At 63.7% G+C, this 18,563-nt stretch carries 12 protein-coding genes; 3 read left to right on the top strand and 9 right to left on the bottom strand.

The annotated features are described in order from the left end of the window. Positions 1–4: 4 nt before the first annotated feature. The 5 genes from ABD654_RS04830 to ABD654_RS04810 all read right to left on the bottom strand — a co-directional run bounded on the left by ABD654_RS04830 (position 5) and on the right by ABD654_RS04810 (position 8,865). Entirely contained in the window at positions 5–1,045 is a 1,041-nt protein-coding gene (locus ABD654_RS04830) for a quinone-dependent dihydroorotate dehydrogenase (RefSeq protein ID WP_344702803.1), read from the bottom strand. A 174-nt stretch (positions 1,046–1,219) separates the two neighbouring features. After that, positions 1,220–6,055, bottom strand: coding sequence for an NAD-glutamate dehydrogenase (locus ABD654_RS04825; protein WP_344702801.1), 4,836 nt, complete (start codon positions 6,053–6,055; stop codon positions 1,220–1,222). 167 nt (positions 6,056–6,222) lie between these two features. Further along, positions 6,223–7,341: a tRNA (uridine(54)-C5)-methyltransferase TrmA gene (gene trmA, locus ABD654_RS04820; RefSeq protein WP_344702800.1), complete on the bottom strand. Its 1,119-nt coding sequence runs from the start codon at positions 7,339–7,341 to the stop codon at positions 6,223–6,225. Positions 7,342–7,373: 32 nt separating this feature from the next. Continuing rightward, entirely contained in the window at positions 7,374–8,189 is an 816-nt protein-coding gene (gene murI / locus ABD654_RS04815) for a glutamate racemase (RefSeq protein WP_344702798.1), read from the bottom strand. A 127-nt stretch (positions 8,190–8,316) separates the two neighbouring features. After that, the gene (locus tag ABD654_RS04810; protein WP_344702796.1) at positions 8,317–8,865 is read right to left on the bottom strand and encodes a hemerythrin domain-containing protein; all 549 of its coding nucleotides are present in this window, start codon (positions 8,863–8,865) and stop codon (positions 8,317–8,319) included. Positions 8,866–9,131: 266 nt separating this feature from the next. Here ABD654_RS04810 and ABD654_RS04805 point away from each other — a divergent pair, with 266 nt between their 5' ends. Then, positions 9,132–10,457 carry a replication-associated recombination protein A gene (locus tag ABD654_RS04805; RefSeq protein ID WP_344702794.1) on the top strand — a complete coding sequence of 442 codons (1,326 nt, stop codon included), beginning with the start codon at positions 9,132–9,134 and terminating at the stop codon, positions 10,455–10,457. 4 nt (positions 10,458–10,461) lie between these two features. Here ABD654_RS04805 and lolA read toward each other — a convergent pair whose 3' ends face one another. Together lolA and ABD654_RS04795 are read right to left on the bottom strand one after the other, a co-directional pair. Further along, on the bottom strand, positions 10,462–11,115 hold the full coding sequence (gene lolA / locus ABD654_RS04800; RefSeq protein ID WP_344702792.1) for an outer membrane lipoprotein periplasmic chaperone LolA: 654 nt from the start codon (positions 11,113–11,115) through the stop codon (positions 10,462–10,464). Positions 11,116–11,277: 162 nt separating this feature from the next. Continuing rightward, on the bottom strand, positions 11,278–14,181 hold the full coding sequence (locus tag ABD654_RS04795) for a DNA translocase FtsK (RefSeq protein ID WP_344702790.1): 2,904 nt from the start codon (positions 14,179–14,181) through the stop codon (positions 11,278–11,280). A gap of 259 nt (positions 14,182–14,440) precedes the next feature. On the opposite strand from ABD654_RS04795, the gene aat reads away from it, so the two are divergent. Then, positions 14,441–15,199 carry a leucyl/phenylalanyl-tRNA--protein transferase gene (aat, locus tag ABD654_RS04790; protein WP_344702788.1) on the top strand — a complete coding sequence of 253 codons (759 nt, stop codon included), beginning with the start codon at positions 14,441–14,443 and terminating at the stop codon, positions 15,197–15,199. 147 nt (positions 15,200–15,346) lie between these two features. Further along, positions 15,347–15,565, top strand: a complete 219-nt coding sequence (gene infA / locus ABD654_RS04785) for a translation initiation factor IF-1 (protein WP_007111068.1) — start codon at positions 15,347–15,349, stop codon at positions 15,563–15,565. Positions 15,566–15,714: 149 nt separating this feature from the next. Here the strand turns inward: infA and clpA are convergent, their stop codons facing one another. Continuing rightward, positions 15,715–17,991, bottom strand: a complete 2,277-nt coding sequence (gene clpA, locus ABD654_RS04780; RefSeq protein ID WP_344702785.1) for an ATP-dependent Clp protease ATP-binding subunit ClpA — start codon at positions 17,989–17,991, stop codon at positions 15,715–15,717. Between the two features lie 153 nt (positions 17,992–18,144). Next, on the bottom strand, positions 18,145–18,510 hold the full coding sequence (gene clpS / locus ABD654_RS04775) for an ATP-dependent Clp protease adapter ClpS (protein ID WP_344703093.1): 366 nt from the start codon (positions 18,508–18,510) through the stop codon (positions 18,145–18,147). Positions 18,511–18,563 lie beyond the last annotated feature (53 nt).

The following is an 18,563-nucleotide window of genomic DNA, read 5'->3' as shown; positions in this document are numbered from 1 at the left end:
CGCCTCAGGCGGGTCTGGCCGGCGCGGCCGCGGTCTTTTCGGCAAGCGCCCGGGCGCATTCGCCGACAAGCCGGGGGCCTTGAAAAATCAGCCCCGAATACAGCTGCACCAGATCGGCGCCGGCGGCGATTTTCTCCTGTGCGGCGCCGGCGCTGTCGATCCCGCCCACGCCGATGATGACGATATCGGGCAGGTGCTCTCGCAGCCGGCGAATCACGCGATTTGACGCCTCGAACAGCGGCTTTCCGGAAAGCCCGCCGGCCTCTCCGGCCTGGGGGTCATCCCTGACCGCTTCGCGAGAAACCGTTGTGTTGGTGGCGATCACACCGTCAAGCGCGTTGCGGGCGATACTGCCGGCCACCAGCGCTACTTCCTCGGCTGTCATGTCCGGTGCAATCTTGACCAGCAAAGGCACGCGCCGGCCGTTTTCCGCATCCAGCTCGCTTGTACGCGTGCGCAGCGGCGCCAGCAGCGCATCCAGCTGTTCGCCGAACTGCAGCGTGCGCAGCCCCGGCGTGTTGGGCGAGGAAATATTCACCGTCACATAGTCGGCATGCGGGTGTACCGCTTCCAGGCAGGTCAGGTAGTCCCGCAGCGCATCGTCTACCGGGGTTGCCAGGTTTTTGCCGATGTTGACCCCTACCACGCCGGAAAAGCGGCGTTTTTGCACCTGTTCAACCAGGTGCGCCACGCCGTTATTGTTAAACCCGAAGCGATTGATAATCGCTTGATGCCCGGCCAGACGAAACATCCGCGGCCTGGGATTGCCGGGCTGCCCCTTGGGCGTCACCGTTCCCACTTCGATAAAGCCAAAGCCCAGCGCACCCAGCGCATCCAGATGGTCGGCGTTTTTATCCAGCCCGGCCGCAAGCCCCACGCGGTTGGCAAAACGCAGCCCCAACAGCTCCACCGGGTCATCCACGCGCGTGCCAGCCGCCTGCGCCACCCCGCCGATGCGATGCAGCCAGTCCAGAGACGTAAGCGCAACGCTGTGCGCGGTTTCCGGGGCCAGGCGGAACAATAGCGGGCGAGCAAGGTGGTACATCGTCTCTCCAGGCGGTTGGCGGCGACGGCAAACGGTAGCGGCAAGCAATGCCGGCCAGTATAGCGCAAAGCCGGCGGGTATAAAAAAACGCAGCGCCAAAAAAAGCGCCCCGAGCGGCGCTTTTACGTCGCTCGGGGCGCCGGGCAGGCGGCTTTTCAGCAGCGCAGAGCCGCTTTATCTATCGCGATTTGTCTCGCTGCCGCTTTCGGCAAGGCCAACCAGCGCGCGTATCGCCACGGTAAACAGGGCAAACCCGGTCTGGTTGCCGCTGCGCACCTCGTTGATCAGGCGACACCAGCGGCTGTGCAGCTCAACGTTTTGCTCCAGCCACTGCGCGACCTTGTCTTCGGCGCTGCCGCTGCCGGCTTCCAGGGTCAGCACGCTGGTGGTCAGCGCCAGCTGCTGGCGGTCGATATCGTCGCGGAAGGTTTCCCGCGCCTGGGCCTGCCAGGCATCGCGGGCTTTCAGCCGGGTCACCTGCTGGATCATCCACGGCAGTTCCAGCCGGCTACCGATCTCGTAGAACACCTCGGCGACGCGCTGGGGCGCCTCGTCGGTCTGGCGCGCGGCCTGAATAATTCCCAGCCCGGCATAAAGGCTCGGTGCGGCGGCCACCTTGGCCGCCAGGGCGTCAGGCACGCCGGCCTCGGTAAGCTCGTCCCGACGCGCCTGCCAGGCGCTGAGCTCTTCACCGCTTAAAAGCTCGCCGATGCTGTCCTGCAGCGAGGCAAGACGCGGGCCGAAGTATTCGATGGTCTCGGCCACCGAAAGCCCGGTGTGCTGGCGCAAAAACCAGCGCGTGGCGCGGCGGATCATGCGCATCAGATCAAGCATCATGGCGTACTGAACGTGTCCGGGCACTTCGTTGTCCAGCGCTTCGATCGCATCCCACAGCGCGGGCAGGTTGAAGCTGTCCCGGGCGACGATGTAGGCGCGGGCAATTTCTGCACGGCCAAGCCCGGTCGAATCCATCAGCCGGCGCACAAACACGATGCCCATGCGATCCACCAGATCGTTGGCAACCTGAGTGGCGACGATCTCGCGCTTCAGGCGATGGTCGTACATCTCGTTGGTGTAGCCTTCAACCAGCGTCTGCGGGAACAGGCGCTCAAGATGCTGCTGGACATAGGGGTCATCGGGAACGTCGGAGTCGTTCAGATCGCCCTTGAGCGTGCTCTTGGCATAGGAAATCAGCACCGAAAGCTCCGGCAGCAGCATGCCCTGGGCATTGGCGGAGCGCTCTTTGAGCACGTCATCTGCCGGCAGATATTCAAGCTCGCGATCAATGATGCCGGCGTCTTCCAGCTCGCTGATAAAGCGGTGGTACGGGCCGATGCCCTGCTGGGAAATCCGCTCGGACAGATCCAGCGCCTGGGTCTGGCGATAGTTGTCCTTGATGACCAGATCGGCCACTTCATCGGTCATTTCGGCCAGCAGCTCGTTGCGCTGCTTGTCGGTCATGTCGCCACGCTTGACCACTTCATCAATGAGGATCTTGATGTTGACCTCGCGGTCCGAGCAGTTCACCCCGCCGGCGTTGTCGATGAAGTCGGCGTAAACGCGCACGCCCTTGGCCGCCGCCTCGGTCCGTCCCAGCTGGGTACAGCCCAGGTTGCCGCCTTCGCCGATAACCCGGCAGTTAAGCTCGGAACCGTTGACGCGCAGGGCGTCGTTGGCCTTGTCGCCTACCTCGGCGTGGGTTTCGCCAGAGCCTTTGACGTAGGTGCCGATCCCGCCGTTCCAGACCAAGTCCACCCGGGCGGTGAGCATGGCACGGATCAGCTCGTTGGGTGCCAGCCGGTCTTCGCTGATGCCGAACACCTTTTGCATCTGCTCGGTGATGGCAATGGACTTGGCGCTGCGGCTGAACACTCCGCCGCCTTCGGATATCAGCGCGGTGTCAAAGTCTTCCCAGCTGGAGCGCGGCATGTCGAACAGGCGCTTGCGCTCGACGTAGGTGGTTGCCGCATCCGGCGTTGGGTCAACGAAGATGTGCAGGTGGTTGAACGCGCCTACCAGCTCGATCCGGTCTGAAAGCAGCATGCCGTTGCCGAACACGTCGCCGCCCATGTCACCCACGCCTACGGCGGTAAAGGTGTCGCGCTGGGTGTTGACCCCAAGCCCGCGGAAGTGGCGCTTGACCGATTCCCAGGCGCCGCGTGCGGTAATCGCCATGCCCTTGTGGTCGTAGCCGTTGGCACCGCCGGAAGCAAACGCATCGCCCAGCCAGTGGCCGTACTCCAGCGAGATGTCGTTGGCGATGTTGGAAAAGGTTGCCGTTCCTTTGTCCGCCGCCACGACCATGTAGGTATCGGCGTCGTCGTGGCGAACCACGTCCCGCGGCGGCACCACGTCGTTGCCGTTGAGGTTATCGGTGACGTCAAGCAGCGCGCGAATAAAGGTCTGGTAGCAGGCGATCCCTTCGTTCTGGCGGGCTTCGCGGTCGGCATTGTCGGGCATCTGCTTGCAGACAAAACCGCCCTTGGCTCCCACGGGCACAATGACCGAGTTTTTCACCTGCTGCGTTTTCACCAGCCCCAGCACCTCGGTGCGAAAGTCCTCCAGCCGATCAGACCAGCGCAGCCCGCCGCGGGCTACCTTGCCGCCGCGCAGGTGCACCCCTTCCACCCGGGGCGAGCAGACAAAGATTTCATACATCGGCCGGGGCTTGGGCATGCCGGTCACCTGAGACGGCGCCAGCTTGTAGGCAATGTAGGCCTTGTGTTCGCCGTTATCGTCGCGCTGGTAGTAGTTGGTGCGCAGCGTGGCCTGGATCAGCTCTACGTAGCGGCGCAGCAGCTGGTCATCGTTGAGGCTTTCAACCTGCTCTAGCTGCTCGTTGATCCGCGCAAGGCAGGCATCCGCATCGCGGGATTGCAGCATGGGATCAAAGCGCAGCCGGAACAGCTCAACCAGCTCTCGGGTAATGCCGGCGTGGTTGTTAAGCGCGGTGGCAATGTAGCCCTGGGACATGCCAAAGCGGATCTGCTTGAGATAGCGGGCATAGCCGCGCAGCATGGCCACTTCACGCCAGTCAAGCCGGGCGTTGATGATCAGCCGGTTAAAGGGATCATTGTCGGCCTGGCCGGCCCAGATGCGCTTGAACGCCTCGGCGAAGTCGTCGCGCATGTCGCCCAGGCTGATCTCGTCGCCGCTGTGCTCCAGGTTGAAATCGTGAATCCAGTAGCGCTGGTCGGCGCCAGCGATTTCGTAAGGGCGCTCGCCGACCACGCGCAGCCCCAGGTGCTCCATCATCGGCAGCACATCGGACAGCGGAATCTGGGCGTTGCGCTGGTAGAGCTTGAGCTTGACCCCGCCGTTTTGCTCTTCCAGCGGGCGATAGTGCGACAGCGCCAGCGTGTCGCTGTGGTCCAGTTCCAGCAGATGCTGGATGTCATATACCGCCGTACGGGCGCTGAAGTCTTCGCGGTAGCTGGCAGAAAAGGCGCCGTCGAAACGCGCCATCAGCGCGTTGGCCCGTTCTTCGCCGAAGCCGTCAACCATGGCCGAGTGCAGCTCATCGCGCCAGCTGCGCGCCAGCTGGGCAACTTTGCGCTCAAGCCGGGCCAGGTCGAACGTACCGGGGCGCTCGCCGTTAAAGCGCAAGATCAGCTGAATGCGCGCCAGCACAGACTCGGAAAGGTAGGTATTGAAGTCGCCGAAGTGGGCGTCCATTTCCTCGCACAGCAGCTGCTGGATACTTTCCCGCAGCCGGGTGGAAAACACGTCCCGCGGCACGAAAATCAGGCAGGAATAGAACTTGCCGCTCAAGTCCTGTCGCACAAACAATCGCACCTGGCGGCGTTCGCGAATATTGAGAATGCCCTTGGCGGTTTCTGCCAGCGCCCGGGTGTCGGTATGAAAAAGGTCGTCGCGAGGGTACACCTCAAGCACCTGTAGCAGCTGCTTGGCGTTGTGGCCTTCATCGCCAAAGCCGACCAGGTCCATTACCGCTTTGAGCTTACGCCGCAGCAGCGGAATGTTGCGCGGCGACTCGTTGTACACGGTGGCGGTAAACAGCCCGAAAAAGCGCCGCTCGCCGATTACGTTGCCGTCGTCGTCGTAGCGGTCAACGGTGATGTAGTCAGGATAGGTCGGCCGATGCACGCGGGAGTGGTGCGCGCTTTTGGCAAACGACAAAAGATGCGGCACCAGCACGTAGCCGTGCTTGTCGTCCAAGCCTTCCGGCGCGCGGATGCGTTCGTCATAGCGCGGCTGGTTGAGGCGAAACACGCCAAGCAGGCTGTCGTCGTCGCGCGTAAGCACGCCGTTTTGCAGCGTATACTCGTCGTAGCCCAAAAAGGTGAAGTTGTCCTTGCGCAGCCACTCAAGAAAGGCAATGGCTTCTTCGTGATCGTCCGGGTCGACCTGGGGCGGGCAGGCCTTTTCCAGCTCCTGGATGGCATCGCCGATACGCGCGCAGATACCGTCGTAGTCGGCCACCGCCGTGCGCACGTCGCGCAGCGCCTCGTGCAGCTCCTGCTCGATGGCGTCCAGCGCTTCGGCGTCGCTGTGGCGATCCACTTCGATGACGATCAGCGACTCTCGCTCGTCCGGCGCGTTTTCACCGCGCACGGTAGCCACGCTTTGCAGCTCGCCGCCGGCGCTGCGCTGTGCGGCCAGTATCGCATTGTGGATGGTGTGGACGGTAAGCCCCCGGCGATTCAGGGCAATACGCACCGAGTCCACCAAAAACGGCATATCGCGGTGCAGCACGGCAACCAGGGTGTGCGTGGACTGCCAGCCATGCGCTTCAAAATCCGGATTAAACACCCGCACCTTGGGGCTTTCCGGGTCGTGGTGCTGCAAAAATTGCCAGATGGAAAGCGTGGCCCCGTAGAAGTCGTCCAGGCGTCGATCCATCAGATCTTCCACCGGTACCGTGGCGTAGAACTGCCGCGCAAAGGTGTCTATAGCGGCAGCCCGCCTGGGCTCCAGGCGAGCATCCAGGCGCTCTTTGAGCTGCTTCAGCAGATCCTGCCGGCTTTCTTCAATCGCAACGTAATGCATCCATCACCTCGACTGCCAGACCGCTATCCGGCCGTAAATGAAAGGGAGAGACGTTCGTCTCTCCTCCGAATAGCTTACGCCAGCGAGGCTTTTGACCCAAGCCTTTGCCCATTTGCTCATACTGCATGCCCGCTGCGCATGCCCCGGTGGGTGGCCGTATAGCCATCTCAAACGCTGTCGCGGCGCACCAGCAGCACGCCGCATTCGCAGTGGTGGGTAAACGGAAACTGATCAAACAGCGCCAGCCGTTCGATGCGGTGGGTGGGCGCAAGCCGGGCCAGGTTTTCCGCCAGGCTTTCCGGATTGCAGGAAATGTAAACAATGCGCTCATAGCCGCTGATTTGCGCACAGCTGGCTGCGTCCAGCCCCGCCCGCGGCGGGTCCACCAGCACGGTAGAAAACGCATAGTCGTCAAGCGCCATCTCGGCGACGCGGCGCCCGCCCTTTTCGCCTTTCAGCGCCTGGGCGAACTCTTCGGCGGACATCCGCGCGACGTGGACGTTATCCACGCCGTTGGCGGCCAGATTGATACGGGCGCTGGCCACCGAGGTGCGCGAAATCTCGGTGGCCAGCACTCGGCGGAAGTTGCCGGCCAGGGCCACGGTAAAGTTGCCGTTGCCGCAGTAAAGCTCCACCAGGTCGCCTTCGTGGCTGCCGGCGGTTACGTCCTGCGCCCAGGCGAGCATTTTTTCACACACCCGCGCGTTGGGCTGGGTGAAGCTGTTTTCCACCTGCTGGTAATCCAGCGCCCGGCCGTTAACGTAAAGCCGCTCCCAGACGTGGTCTCGGGTGAGCACTCGGCGCTGCTTGCGCGAGCGGCCGATGATCATGATCCCAAGAGCGCGCTCCAGCGCCCGGGCCTTTTTTTCCCAGGCGTCGTCCAGCGGGCGGTGGTATACAAGCGTCACCAGCGCCTCGCCGGAAAGCGTGGTCAGAAACTCGATCTGAAACAGTTTACGACGCAGCACATCGCTGCCCAGAAACGCCTTGCGCAGCTCCGGCATCAGCGCGTTGATGGCCTCGCTTGCCACCGGGTACTGGTCCAGACGCACCGTCGTTTTGTGCTTGTTGCCGGCCTCGTCGCGTGCCACCTCAAACATGGCGTAGTAGATATCGTCGCCTTCGTGCCAGAGGCGAAACTCGCAGCGCTGGCGGTAGTGGCTGGGCGGCGAATCGTAGACTTCCATCTCCGGGGTTGCAAAACCTTCAAAAAGGCGGCGGACGGTGTCGCATTTGGCCGCAAGCTGGGCGTGATAGCGCTGCGGCTCCACCTGAGGTATGGCCAAGGGCTTCTCCTGTTGTTCAACGACGGATAGCGTTAATAAGCGGCGACGTTGCCGCCGGCAAGAGGTAACGGCGCGGGAGGCTGAAAGCCGTAGACGGCAAGTGCGCGGGCCAGCGCGGGGCCCGGGGCCGTCGCCAGCGCCGGGGCCTGGCGGCCGGCGGCCAGCGGTGCTGCCAGCTGGCCTACGCGCCGGGCAACGGCATCGCCGGAATCCACCCAGGCAAGGGGCGCCGGCGCCAGCGCGGCAAGCCTGGGGGTCAAAAGCGGAAAATGGGTGCAGCCCAGCACCACGGTATCCAGCGGTTCCGGTGTCGCCTGCGCGCCGGCGGCCTGCCAGAGCGGCGTTAAAGCGGCATCCAGCCGTGCGGCATCGGGCTCGCCGCCGGCAAGCCAGTTTTCCGCCTCGGTGACCAGCGCATCGGCAGCGATGCAGCTGACCTTACAGTCGGCGGCAAAGCGCTCGATCAGCCGCCGGGTATAGGGCCGGCGCACCGTGGCCGAGGTGGCCAGCAGCCCCAGATGGCGCGTACGGCTGACCGCCGCTGCGGGCTTGATGGCAGGCACGGTGCCTACAACGGGAATATCCAGCGCGGCGCGCAAAGCCGCAAGCGCCAGGGTGCTGGCGGTATTGCACGCTACCACCAGCACGGCCGGGCGGCAAACGCCAACGGCGGCGGTACACACCGCTACAATGCGCTGCACCAGGGCGGCGTCCGGGCGCAGCCCGTAGGGCAGCCAGGCGTTATCGCAGGCGTAACACAGCGCCGCATCCGGGTAGTGGCGGCGCAGGGCCGCCGCAACCGACAGCCCGCCGACGCCGGAATCAAAAATCAGCACGGGGCCGGTCATGGCAGAAAAGCGACCTCCTCGGCGTAGCGGCTCGGGCACAGCCCGCTTTGAAAGACATGAAAAACGGGGCGGCTAGTCTAGCACGCCCCGCGGTCAGGATTCTCGCTTGTTCTATTGCCGCTGCCCTCTAGCCGAGGGGCGGTACGTCGGCCTGCTCAAGCTCTGCATAAAGCTCGGGATAGGCCTCTTTGAGATGCTCAATCTTTCTGTCGGCGTTGTTGGGCATCGTCTGCTTGAAAAAATCGGTGCCTTTGGCGTCAAAGCGGTTTTCCAGCAGCGGAAAGAGTTCTTCACGCTCTTGGCGCAGATATTCCCGGTGCGCTTCCAGATACTGCTTGAGATCTTCGGCAAAGCGATCCATGGGCAGAACGTGATCCATCAGCACCATGTCGATATCGTCGGAAAGCGCTTCCAGACGGGGCCTGAGCTTTTGGTAGTCGGCCAGCATCTGCTCGGCGACCTCTGCGTGTTCGGGGACGTATTGCTTGAGCTGCTCGACAAATCCCTGCTCAAGGGAAACCGCAAAATCTTCCATGTAGGAAAGAATGTAGTCCACGACTTCGCGCATCAGATGAAAGTTGGGACGCTCTCCCTGCCGGAGAACCCGATATTTCAAATCCAGCACGTGGAGCATGCGCGCCATGTTGGCGTGGTCCAGGCTCAGCTGTTTAATCATGTTGCCCCTCCTTTTTACCGTGCGTGTCACCAGACGTTACGCCTGCGCGGATGCGCTCGACCGGCCGGAAACACGCTGGCTTTTATGCACTTGACGCCTCGTGCGAAGCTGCGCTCGACTCTTTTCGCGCTGGCTGAAACAATCAGCCTAGCAAAAACAATCCTGCCTGACACAGTAGCCGGGCGCCAATGGGACTGCCATCGTATCAGCCAAGCGGCACCGGCCCTAATGACCGCCAACGGTACGGCGCTTTTAACGGAGTTTGCATGGATCTTTTTTCTTCCCCCGCCGGCCAAGCCCCGCTGGCCTACCGCATGCGCCCGCGCCGCCTTGCCGACTACATCGGCCAGCAGGCGCTGATAGGCGAAGGCAAGCCGCTCAAACAGATGGTGGATACCGCCACGGTGCGCTCCATGATCTTGTGGGGCCCGCCGGGCGTGGGCAAGACGACGTTAGCCGACATACTCGCCCAGGCATCGGGTGCGGCACTGGAATCGCTAAGCGCGGTAATGGCCGGCGTCAAGGACATCCGCACCGTAGTCGAGCGCGCCCGTGCGCTGGCGCCGACGCCGGTGGTTTTGTTTCTCGATGAAATTCACCGGCTCAACAAAAGCCAGCAGGATGCACTGCTGCCCCACGTGGAATCGGGGCTTTTGACCTTGATCGGTGCAACCACGGAGAACCCTTCGTTTGAGGTCAACTCAGCGCTTTTGTCCCGGGCGCGGGTCTATGTGCTCAAACCGCTCACCCATGAAGAGCTGATAGCGGTGCTGCGCCAGGCGCTGGAAGACCGGGAAAACGGCCTGGGCGACCGGCGCATTGCCATAGAAGACGGCGTGCTCGACGCCCTGGCACGGGCCAGCGCCGGAGACGCCCGCCGGGCGCTGGGACTTTTGGAAGTTGCCTGCGACTTCACCCGCCCCGATAACGGCGGCGAAACCCTGGCGCTTGACGCGCTGGATGACGTCATCGGCCATCAGGCAGGCGCCATGGATAAACAGGGCGACGGCTACTACGACCTGCTCTCGGCGATTCACAAGTCCATTCGCTCGTCCCGGCCGGACGCCGCGCTTTTGTATATTGCCCGCTTTATTCAAGGCGGCGGCGACCCGCTGGACGTGATCCGAAGGCTTACCGCCATTGCCTCGGAGGACGTAGGCAACGCCGACCCCCGGGCCCTGCCGCTGGCCATGGCCGCCTGGGACGCCTACCTGCGGCTGGGCGATCACGAAGGCCAGCGGGCCATGGCCCACGCCGCCATTCATCTGGCCGTAGCGCCCAAGAGCAACCGCATCGACCGCGCCTGGAAGGCAGCGCAGAAATACGCCCGGGAGCAGCCCCGGGTCGAGGTGCCGGCCTACCTGCGCAACGCCCCGACAAAGCTGATGGCGGAGCTTGGCCACGGCGAGGGCTACCGCTACGCCCACAGCGAGCCCGACGGCTACCCCGCCGGCAGCGCCCACAGCTGCTGGCCGGAAGCGCTGCCTGCGGCCCGTTTCTATGAGCCCAGCGAGCTGGGCCACGAAAAGCGTTTTGCCGCCATCATGGCCTGGCGCGCCGAGCGCGACGCCGAGGCCGACGGGCAAGGCTGAGGCGTTACGGCGCCTGCTCGCGAATCACGTCCACCCCGTCGGGGATATCAAAGCGGAACCGCGCCTCGTCAATCGGCGCGTTCTGGCTGATGCCGGAAAAGCGGATCGCGGTGCGCTGGCCGGTGCTGTCGGTCATCCACAGCTCGGTCAGGGTGTCGCCATCAAAGGTGATGCTGAGCTCTTCAAACAGCGTATCCGGCGACACGGGCATCAGGGTAAAAACGTCGTCGCCGTTGTCCTGTTCGTAAAACACATCAAAGCTTTCGGTAAGCGCGCCGGCGCGGCCGGACAGCAGCAGCGCAGGCGTGTAGGTCACCCGGTGATCCAAATTCTGCACCGTGACCTGCTCCAGGTCCGGGTCATACAGATACACCTCGTCGCCGTCGGAAACCACGGTCTGGCTATACGGGGCGTCGACCTCCCAGCGCAGCATCCCCGGGCGCGACAGCCACATTTCCCCTTCTGCCTGCTGCAAACGCTCGCCGCTGCTGTCGAGAATCTGCTGATCAAAGCGGGCTTCGTAGGTTTCCAGCGGATCAAGCCGCTCGGTCAGGCGTTCGGCGGCTTCGCTGGCCCACGCCTGAGAAGCGGCAATAAAGCCCAGCGCGCTGGCTGCCAGCGCAAATGAAAACGAGCGCGGTGTCTTGATATGGCGCATCTATGTCTCCCTTGGGCCCTTTCATTTCCCTGAGGCCCTGTCAACGCAAGACCGGCCACGTCACTGCCGGTCGACTATCGGTAAAGGCTGCCCCACTATGACGCAAAAAGCGCCGGCAGGTTTCCCTTACCGGCGCTTTTTCCCGATTTTTTCACCTTGCGGTCAATCTCTTACCGGCGGCGGCGCCAGCACTTCGCGAGCGCCGTTGCTGCCCATGGGGCTGACCACGCCGGCGCTTTCCATGGCGTCTACCAGGCGCGCCGCGCGGTTATAGCCGATCTTGAATTTGCGCTGCACCGAGGAAATCGAGGCTTTCTGCGTCTCGGTGACAAACTGCACCACTTCATCATAGAGCGCGTCCTGCTCGGCATCGTCGCCGTCGCCCCCTTCGGCTTCAAGGCCGGCCAGCGCATCGGCGGACACCCCGCCGGAGAGGATCTCTTCGATATAGTCCGGCTCGCCGCGGCGGCGCAGGTCTTCGACCACTCGGTGGACTTCATCATCGTCGACAAAGGCGCCGTGCACGCGGTTGGGCGGGCCGGACCCGGCAGGCAAATACAGCATGTCGCCGTGACCCAGCAGGCTTTCAGCGCCGCCCTGGTCAAGAATCGTGCGCGAGTCGATCCGCGAGGACACCTGAAACGCCATGCGCGAAGGAATGTTGGCCTTGATCAGCCCGGTAACCACGTCCACCGAGGGCCGCTGGGTGGCAAGAATCAGGTGAATACCGGCAGCCCGGGCCTTCTGCGCCAGCCGCGCAATGAGCTCTTCGACCTTTTTGCCCACGATCATGAACATATCGGCAAATTCGTCGATCACCACCACAATATAGGGCAGCTTTTCGAGCACCGGCGGGGTCTGGTGCATCTCCCAGGGCTGGGGCTCCCACAGCGGGTCGGCCACCTGGGCGCCGGCGCGCTCGGCCTCGTCCAGCCGGGCGTTGAACCCGGCAATGTTGCGCACGCCCATGGCCGCCATCAGCTTGTAGCGGCGCTCCATCTCGGCCACGCACCAGCGCAGGGCGTTGGCGGCTTCTTTCATGTCGGTCACCACCGGGGCGAGCAGATGCGGTATGCCGTCGTAGACCGAAAGCTCCAGCATTTTGGGGTCGACCATGATCATCTTGAGCTCGTCGGGCTTGGCCTTGAGCAGCATGGAAATCAGCATGGCGTTGACCCCCACGGACTTGCCCGAGCCGGTGGTGCCGGCCACCAGCAGGTGGGGCATCTTGCCCAGATTGGCGACCACCGGGCCGCCGCCGATGTCCTGGCCCAGCGCCATGGTCAGCGGCGACTCCTTGTCCTGATAGACGTCGGAATCGATCACCTCGCGCAGGCGGATCATCGCCCGGCGCGGGTTGGGAATCTCGATGCCCACGGTAGGCCGGCCGGGGATGACCTCGACCACGCGCACGCTCTTGACCATCAGCGAGCGCGCCAGATCCTTCGATAGATTGGTAATCTTGGACGCCTTGACCCCGGCCGCCGGGCGGATTTCAAAGCGCGTGATCACCGGTCCCGGCCAGGTATCGACCACATCGGCCTTGACGCCGTACTCGCGCAGGCGCACTTCCAAAAGTTCCGCCATGCTATCCAGCTCTTCACGAGAATAGTTGGGCTGGTGCGGCTCGGGCTGGGTCAGCAATCGGTAGCTCGGCAGTTCGCCTTCGGGTTCGGGCATGTCATCCAGCACCGGGCGCTGGCTTTGCAGATGCTCTACCGTCCACAGCGCCGGCGTTTCGCGCTCGGCCACCGGTGCCGGGTCCGGCCAGACCGCGCCGCGCGCTTGCGTCGCGGCGTATAGCGGCTCATCCACTTCGTCATCTTCTTCCCAGACGGGTTCGGGTACGACTTCAGGGCTGCGCCGAGCGGCAGCCGCCTGCGTTCGCTCCGGCTCCGGCTCCGGCTCGGGTTCAAGCTCAGGCTCAGGCTCAGGCTCAGGCTCAGGCTCAGGCTCAGGCTCGGGTTCCGGTTCCGGTTCCGGTTCCGGTTCCAACTCAGGTTCGAATTCGGGTTCCGGCTCTGGTTCCGGCACCGGTTCCAACTCGGGTTCAGGTTCTGGCTCTGGCTCAGGTTCTGGCTCCGGCATCGGTTCCAACTCGGGTTCAGGTTCTGGCTCTGGCTCAGACAGCGGTTCCGGCTCTGGGTCTGGCGCTGGTTCCGGCTCTGGCTCTGGCTCAGGTTCCGGCACCGGTTCTGGCTCTGGCGCTGGTTCCGGCACCGGTTCGGGTTCGGGTTCGCCATCCGTATCGGCCACCGGAGGCGTTTCCGGGGTCAACCCGCGGTCCGCCGCCCTGCCGCTGAAATACGCCGCGGCGTCCCAGGCGGGATCAACGGCCGCGTTCTGCTCCGCGGCCGGCGCGCTCGCCGCCAGACTCGGCTCGCGCCGGCTTGGCGGTTCCGGCGGCGGCTGTGCCGATGCGGGTGTATGGGTCTGTGCCCTTTCACGTGTCTTGTCGCGCCTTTTTTCGCCGGCACGCACCGCGCGGGCTTTCACCCAGCCGGCCAGCTCATACGCAAAGCGCCCGGCCTCGTCGGCGACGCGAAGCCAGGACATGCCGCTGAGCAGTGGAAAACCGCCGACCATCAGCGCCGCGGCGATCAGCCCCGTTCCCGCACTGCCGACCAGCGGGCCCAGCGCGCCGATAAGCCCTTCTCCGAGAATGCCGCCGGAGCCGTAGGGCAGCACGCTTTGCGGATGATAAAAGTGCAGCGCGCCCAGCATGGTGGTGCCCAGCATCAACAGCACAAGCCCGCCGGTGTGCACCGCCAGGGCGACAGGGTCCAGGGTGAAGCGCACCTGACGTGAACGCATCAGCCACCAGGCGGCAAAGCCACACACACCCGGCCACCACAGCGCGCTGGCGCCCAGCAGCGAATACAGCACGTCGGCAAGCCAAGCACCGAGCGTGCCCATCCAGTTGGCCACGTCGCTTTCCGGCCCGCGATACGACCATCCCGGGTCACCCGGCGCGTAGCTGAAAAGCGCCAGCAGCAAAAACACGCAAAGCGCCAGCAAGACAACGACGACGCCCTCGCGCGCAGCACCCTGCAGGCGCACGCCCATACGCCGCGCACCTTGCGTTGCCGCCTTGACGCGCCCCCGGGGCGCTTTGCCGGACGTGTTCGGCTGGCGCCTGTTTCCCGCATTATTGACTGTCAAGCGACCCCCTGTTGTATCCCTGAATCTTGGAATAAGCCTGTATCTGACCCAGGCCGATCAGGATTTCATGGCGTTCTCGAACGGCCTGCGACGTGGCATCATACCGGGCATCTTTCTGCCGTCACAGGGCTTGTTGTCCCCTTGCCTGTTACCGGAGCACGCCATGCTACCCTGGCTATCTTCGCCCACGCCTGTCTTTCCCTGCGCCAGTGCTGCCCTGGATGAACCCAACGGCCTGCTGGCCGCCGGCGGCGCGCTGACCCCGCCGTGGCTGGTCAGCGCTTACCGCCAGGGCATCTTTCCGTGGTTCGCCGACGGCGACCCGATCCTGTGGTGGAGCCCCGACCCGCGCACGGTGCTTTTTCCCGAGGCGTTCAAGCAGCGCCGCAGCCTGACCAAAAGGCTGCGCCACGGCGGCTTTACAGTCACGCTGGACGGCGATTTTGCCGGGGTAATGCGCGCTTGCGCGGCGCCCCGGGGCGAAGAGACCGGCAGCTGGATCACCGCCGAGATGCACGCCGCCTACTGCCGGCTGCATCGGCTCGGCATTGCCCACAGCCTGGAAGTGCATCAGGGCGATACCCTGGTCGGGGGACTTTACGGCGTGGCTATGGGGGCGGTGTTTTTCGGCGAGTCGATGTTTTCCCGCGTGCCTGACGGCTCCAAGGTGGCACTGGCCTACTTGAGCGCCGCCATGCGCGCCCACGGCGGCAGGCTCATCGACTGCCAGATGCATACGCCGCACCTGGAAAGCCTTGGTGCGATAACCGTGGCTCGGTCGACGTTTCTCGCCTACCTTGACGCCTGGCTGCCCGAGATTCACCCCGACCCGTGCGCCCGCCCGGCGGCTGCGCCGCGCATGCCCCGGCCCGCATGGCTCGACGCTCTGGCGGCTCCCAATCGCCGCCGGCTGGTCATTTAGCCGAAATTCACCGCAGACTTTTGCCTTGACGCAAGGCTTGCGGCACAATATAGCGCGTTTTCTCTGCCCGGGGCCGTCTCCGGGCAGGCGCTCTCCCTTTGCCGGGAGAGCTGTTCTCATTCATTGACTCAGTGAGGATCGGCCTATATGGCACGTGAAGATCATATTGAAATGGAAGGCGTGATCGTTGATACCCTTCCCAACACCATGTTCCGCGTTGAGCTGGAAAACGGCCACGTGGTAACGGCCCATATTTCCGGCAAGATGCGCAAAAACTACATCCGCATCCTGACCGGTGACAAAGTCAAGGTTGAGCTGACACCGTACGACCTCTCCAAAGGCCGCATCGTCTACCGCTCGCGCTAGCGCCGGCCGCGCCATGCGCTTTCGGGCAGGCCGACCCGACACTGCCCGCTATCTCCTGCCCTTCGCATAACGCCAGCCCCGGATACGCAAGCGCCCCGTCATCGACAGGGCGCCTGATGGCCGTGTAACGCACGCAGCCGAGCGCCCGCTCAGGGCGCATCCGCCATTTCCGCCTCCGTTGACAGTTTCAGCTCGTCGTTTTCCAGGCGGACATAGACCGTGCCGCCGTGATCGGCCAGCTCGCCGAAAAGAATCTGCTCGGCCAGCGGCTTTTTGAGCTTTTCCTGGATCAGCCGTGCCATGGGGCGGGCGCCCATGTCCGGGTCGTAGCCCTGCTCGGCCAGCCAGTCCCGGGCGCTGTCGTCCACTTCCAGCTGTACGCGTTTCTCATCGAGCTGCGCCTGAAGCTCGATGAGGAATTTGTCCACCACGTTGCGCACCACCTCGGTAGGCAGCGAGCTGAACTGGATGATGCCGTCCAGCCGGTTGCGAAACTCCGGCGAAAACGTCTTGTTGAGCACCTCCATGGCGTCGGTGGAGTGATCCTGGGTCTGAAAGCCGATGGAGCGCCGCGCGGCCAGTTCGGCGCCGGCGTTGGAGGTCATGATCAAAATGACGTGGCGGAAATCGGCTTCTCGGCCGTTGTTGTCGGTGAGCCGGCCGCTGTCCATCACCTGAAGCAGCAGGTTGAACACTTCCGGATGCGCCTTTTCCATTTCGTCCAAAAGCAGCACGCAGTGGGGCTGTTTGGTAATGGCTTCGGTCAACAGTCCGCCCTGCTCGTAGCCTACGTAGCCGGGAGGCGCGCCGATCAGCCGGGAGACGGTATGGCGCTCCATGTATTCAGACATGTCAAAGCGCACAAGCTCGATGCCCATGATGTGCGACAGCTGGCGCGCCACCTCGGTTTTGCCCACCCCGGTGGGGCCGGAAAACAAAAAGCTGCCCACGGGCTTGTCCGGGGACGTAAGCCCCGCCCGGGAAAGCTTGATGGCCGCCGCCAGGCTGTCGATGGCCTTGTCTTGGCCAAACACCAGCATTTTGAGATCGCGATCGAGATTTTCCAGCAGCTTGCGATCCGAGCTCGACACGCTCTTGGGCGGAATGCGCGCGATGGACGCCACCACCGCTTCCACTTGGTCGACGTCGATGGTGTCAATGCGCATTTCCGGCGGCAGCAGCCGCTGATGGGCGCCGGCCTCGTCGATCACGTCGATGGCCTTGTCGGGCAGGTAGCGGTCGTTGATGTAGCGATCCGCCAGGCGCGCGGCGCTTTCCACGGCGGCATCGGTGTATTTCAGATCGTGATGCGCCTCAAAGCGCGAGCGCAGCCCCTTGAGAATCTTGATGGTGTCGTCCACCGACGGCGCCAGCACGTCGACTTTCTGGAAGCGCCGGGCAAGCGCGCGGTCTTTCTCGAAGATGCCGCGAAATTCCTGAAAGGTCGTGGAGCCAATACAGCGCAGCTCGCCGGAAGACAGCAGCGGCTTGAGCAGGTTGGAGGCGTCCATGACGCCGCCCGAGGCCGCGCCGGCGCCGATCACGGTATGGATTTCGTCGATGAACAAAATCGCGTTGGGCTGTTTTTTCAGCTCGGCCAGCAAAGCCTTGAGGCGCTTTTCAAAGTCGCCGCGATATTTGGTGCCGGCCAGCAGCGCCCCCATGTCCAGCGCGTAAACCACCGCATCGGCGATCACGTCAGGAACGTCTTCTTCCACCACCCGCCGGGCCAGGCCTTCGGCCACCGCCGTCTTGCCCACGCCGGCTTCACCCACCAGCAGCGGGTTGTTCTTGCGCCGGCGGGCGAGAATCTGCACCACCCGTTCAAGCTCGTGATCGCGGCCGATCAGCGGATCAATCTTGCCCAGCCGGGCCTGCTCGTTGAGGTTGGTGGCGTAGCCGGTGAGCGGGTGCGAGGCGCTGTCGCCGGTGCCCTCTTCGGCGTCTTCGGCTTGCTGGTGGGAAGGTGAGGACGAGTCACCGTGGCCTGCGGCCTTGGAAATGCCGTGGGCGATGTAGTTGACCGCGTCCACTCGCGCCACGCTTTGCTGTTTGAGAAAGTAGACCGCCTGGCTTTCCTGCTCAGAGAAAATGGCAACCAGCACGTTGGCACCGGTCACTTCGTTTTTACCCGACGACTGCACGTGAAACACGGCGCGCTGCAGCACGCGCTGAAAGCCCAGCGTCGGCTGGGTTTCGCGCTCGCCCTGCCCTTCGGGAATCAGCGGCGTGGTCGAATGGATAAAGTCCTGCAGGTCGGAACGCAGCTTGTCCAGGTCAGCACCGCATGCCTTGAGCACATCCACGGCGGCGGCGTTGTCTAAAAGCGCCAACAGCAGGTGTTCGACGGTCATGAACTCGTGGCGCTTGGAACGTGCCACGGTAAAGGCCGTATTCAGGGTCAGTTCAAGTTCTTTGCTCAGCATGGCAGTCCCCTTTTCGCTACTTCCGCCCGGGGCATATCGCCACCTGGGGCTGGCATCGGATCCGTTTCATCCGCCGGCACTCTCAACATCGGGTACAAACCCCTCACTTGCAAGCCTTCCGGCGAGGTTTTTGTCAACGCTTGCCGCGCACCGCTACTCGTCGGCTGCCTGGATATCGCTCATCAACGGGTGCTCGCACTCCCTGGCATAGTCGTTGACCTGACGGCTCTTGGTTTCGGCCACGTCGCGGGTAAAAAGGCCGCAGCTGGCCTTGCCCCGATGATGCACCGTCAGCATGATTTCAATGGCGGCTTCGCTATCCAGGTAAAAAAAGTGCTGGAGCACCTCGATGACGAAATCCATCGGCGTGTAGTCGTCGTTGTGCAGCACAACCTGATACATGGGCGGCCGGGCAAGCGCAGGGTCGGCCGGCGCCACCGAGACGGCATCGTCGCCTTCCGGCGAGGCCGGCCGGGTCATGCCCGTCTGCGGCGGGCGGTTCACACAAAAGGTCAGCATAGGCAAAAAAATCGCATCGTTCACGCCGAACGGGACAGCTGCAGGTGCGCACC

Source organism: Halomonas cibimaris, assembly GCF_039537045.1.
GTDB classification, from domain to species: domain Bacteria; phylum Pseudomonadota; class Gammaproteobacteria; order Pseudomonadales; family Halomonadaceae; genus Vreelandella; species Vreelandella cibimaris.
Note: the sequence above shows the minus strand (reverse complement) of the source record. Positions and strands in the feature narration are given on the sequence as shown.

Bases quoted from the DNA above. Each gene is read 5' to 3' on its own strand.
- infA (WP_007111068.1), top strand. From the start codon at position 15,347: ATGGCACGTGAAGATCATATTGAAATGGAAGGCGTGATCGTTGATACC.
- ABD654_RS04795 (WP_344702790.1), bottom strand. From the start codon at position 14,181: ATGGGCGTGCGCCTGCAGGGTGCTGCGCGCGAGGGCGTCGTCGTTGTC.
- ABD654_RS04830 (WP_344702803.1), bottom strand. From the start codon at position 1,045: ATGTACCACCTTGCTCGCCCGCTATTGTTCCGCCTGGCCCCGGAAACC.
- murI (WP_344702798.1), bottom strand. From the start codon at position 8,189: ATGACCGGCCCCGTGCTGATTTTTGATTCCGGCGTCGGCGGGCTGTCG.
- lolA (WP_344702792.1), bottom strand. From the start codon at position 11,115: ATGCGCCATATCAAGACACCGCGCTCGTTTTCATTTGCGCTGGCAGCC.
- aat (WP_344702788.1), top strand. From the start codon at position 14,441: ATGCTACCCTGGCTATCTTCGCCCACGCCTGTCTTTCCCTGCGCCAGT.
- clpS (WP_344703093.1), bottom strand. From the start codon at position 18,510: ATGCTGACCTTTTGTGTGAACCGCCCGCCGCAGACGGGCATGACCCGG.
- ABD654_RS04805 (WP_344702794.1), top strand. From the start codon at position 9,132: ATGGATCTTTTTTCTTCCCCCGCCGGCCAAGCCCCGCTGGCCTACCGC.
- ABD654_RS04810 (WP_344702796.1), bottom strand. From the start codon at position 8,865: ATGATTAAACAGCTGAGCCTGGACCACGCCAACATGGCGCGCATGCTC.
- clpA (WP_344702785.1), bottom strand. From the start codon at position 17,991: ATGCTGAGCAAAGAACTTGAACTGACCCTGAATACGGCCTTTACCGTG.
- ABD654_RS04825 (WP_344702801.1), bottom strand. From the start codon at position 6,055: ATGCATTACGTTGCGATTGAAGAAAGCCGGCAGGATCTGCTGAAGCAG.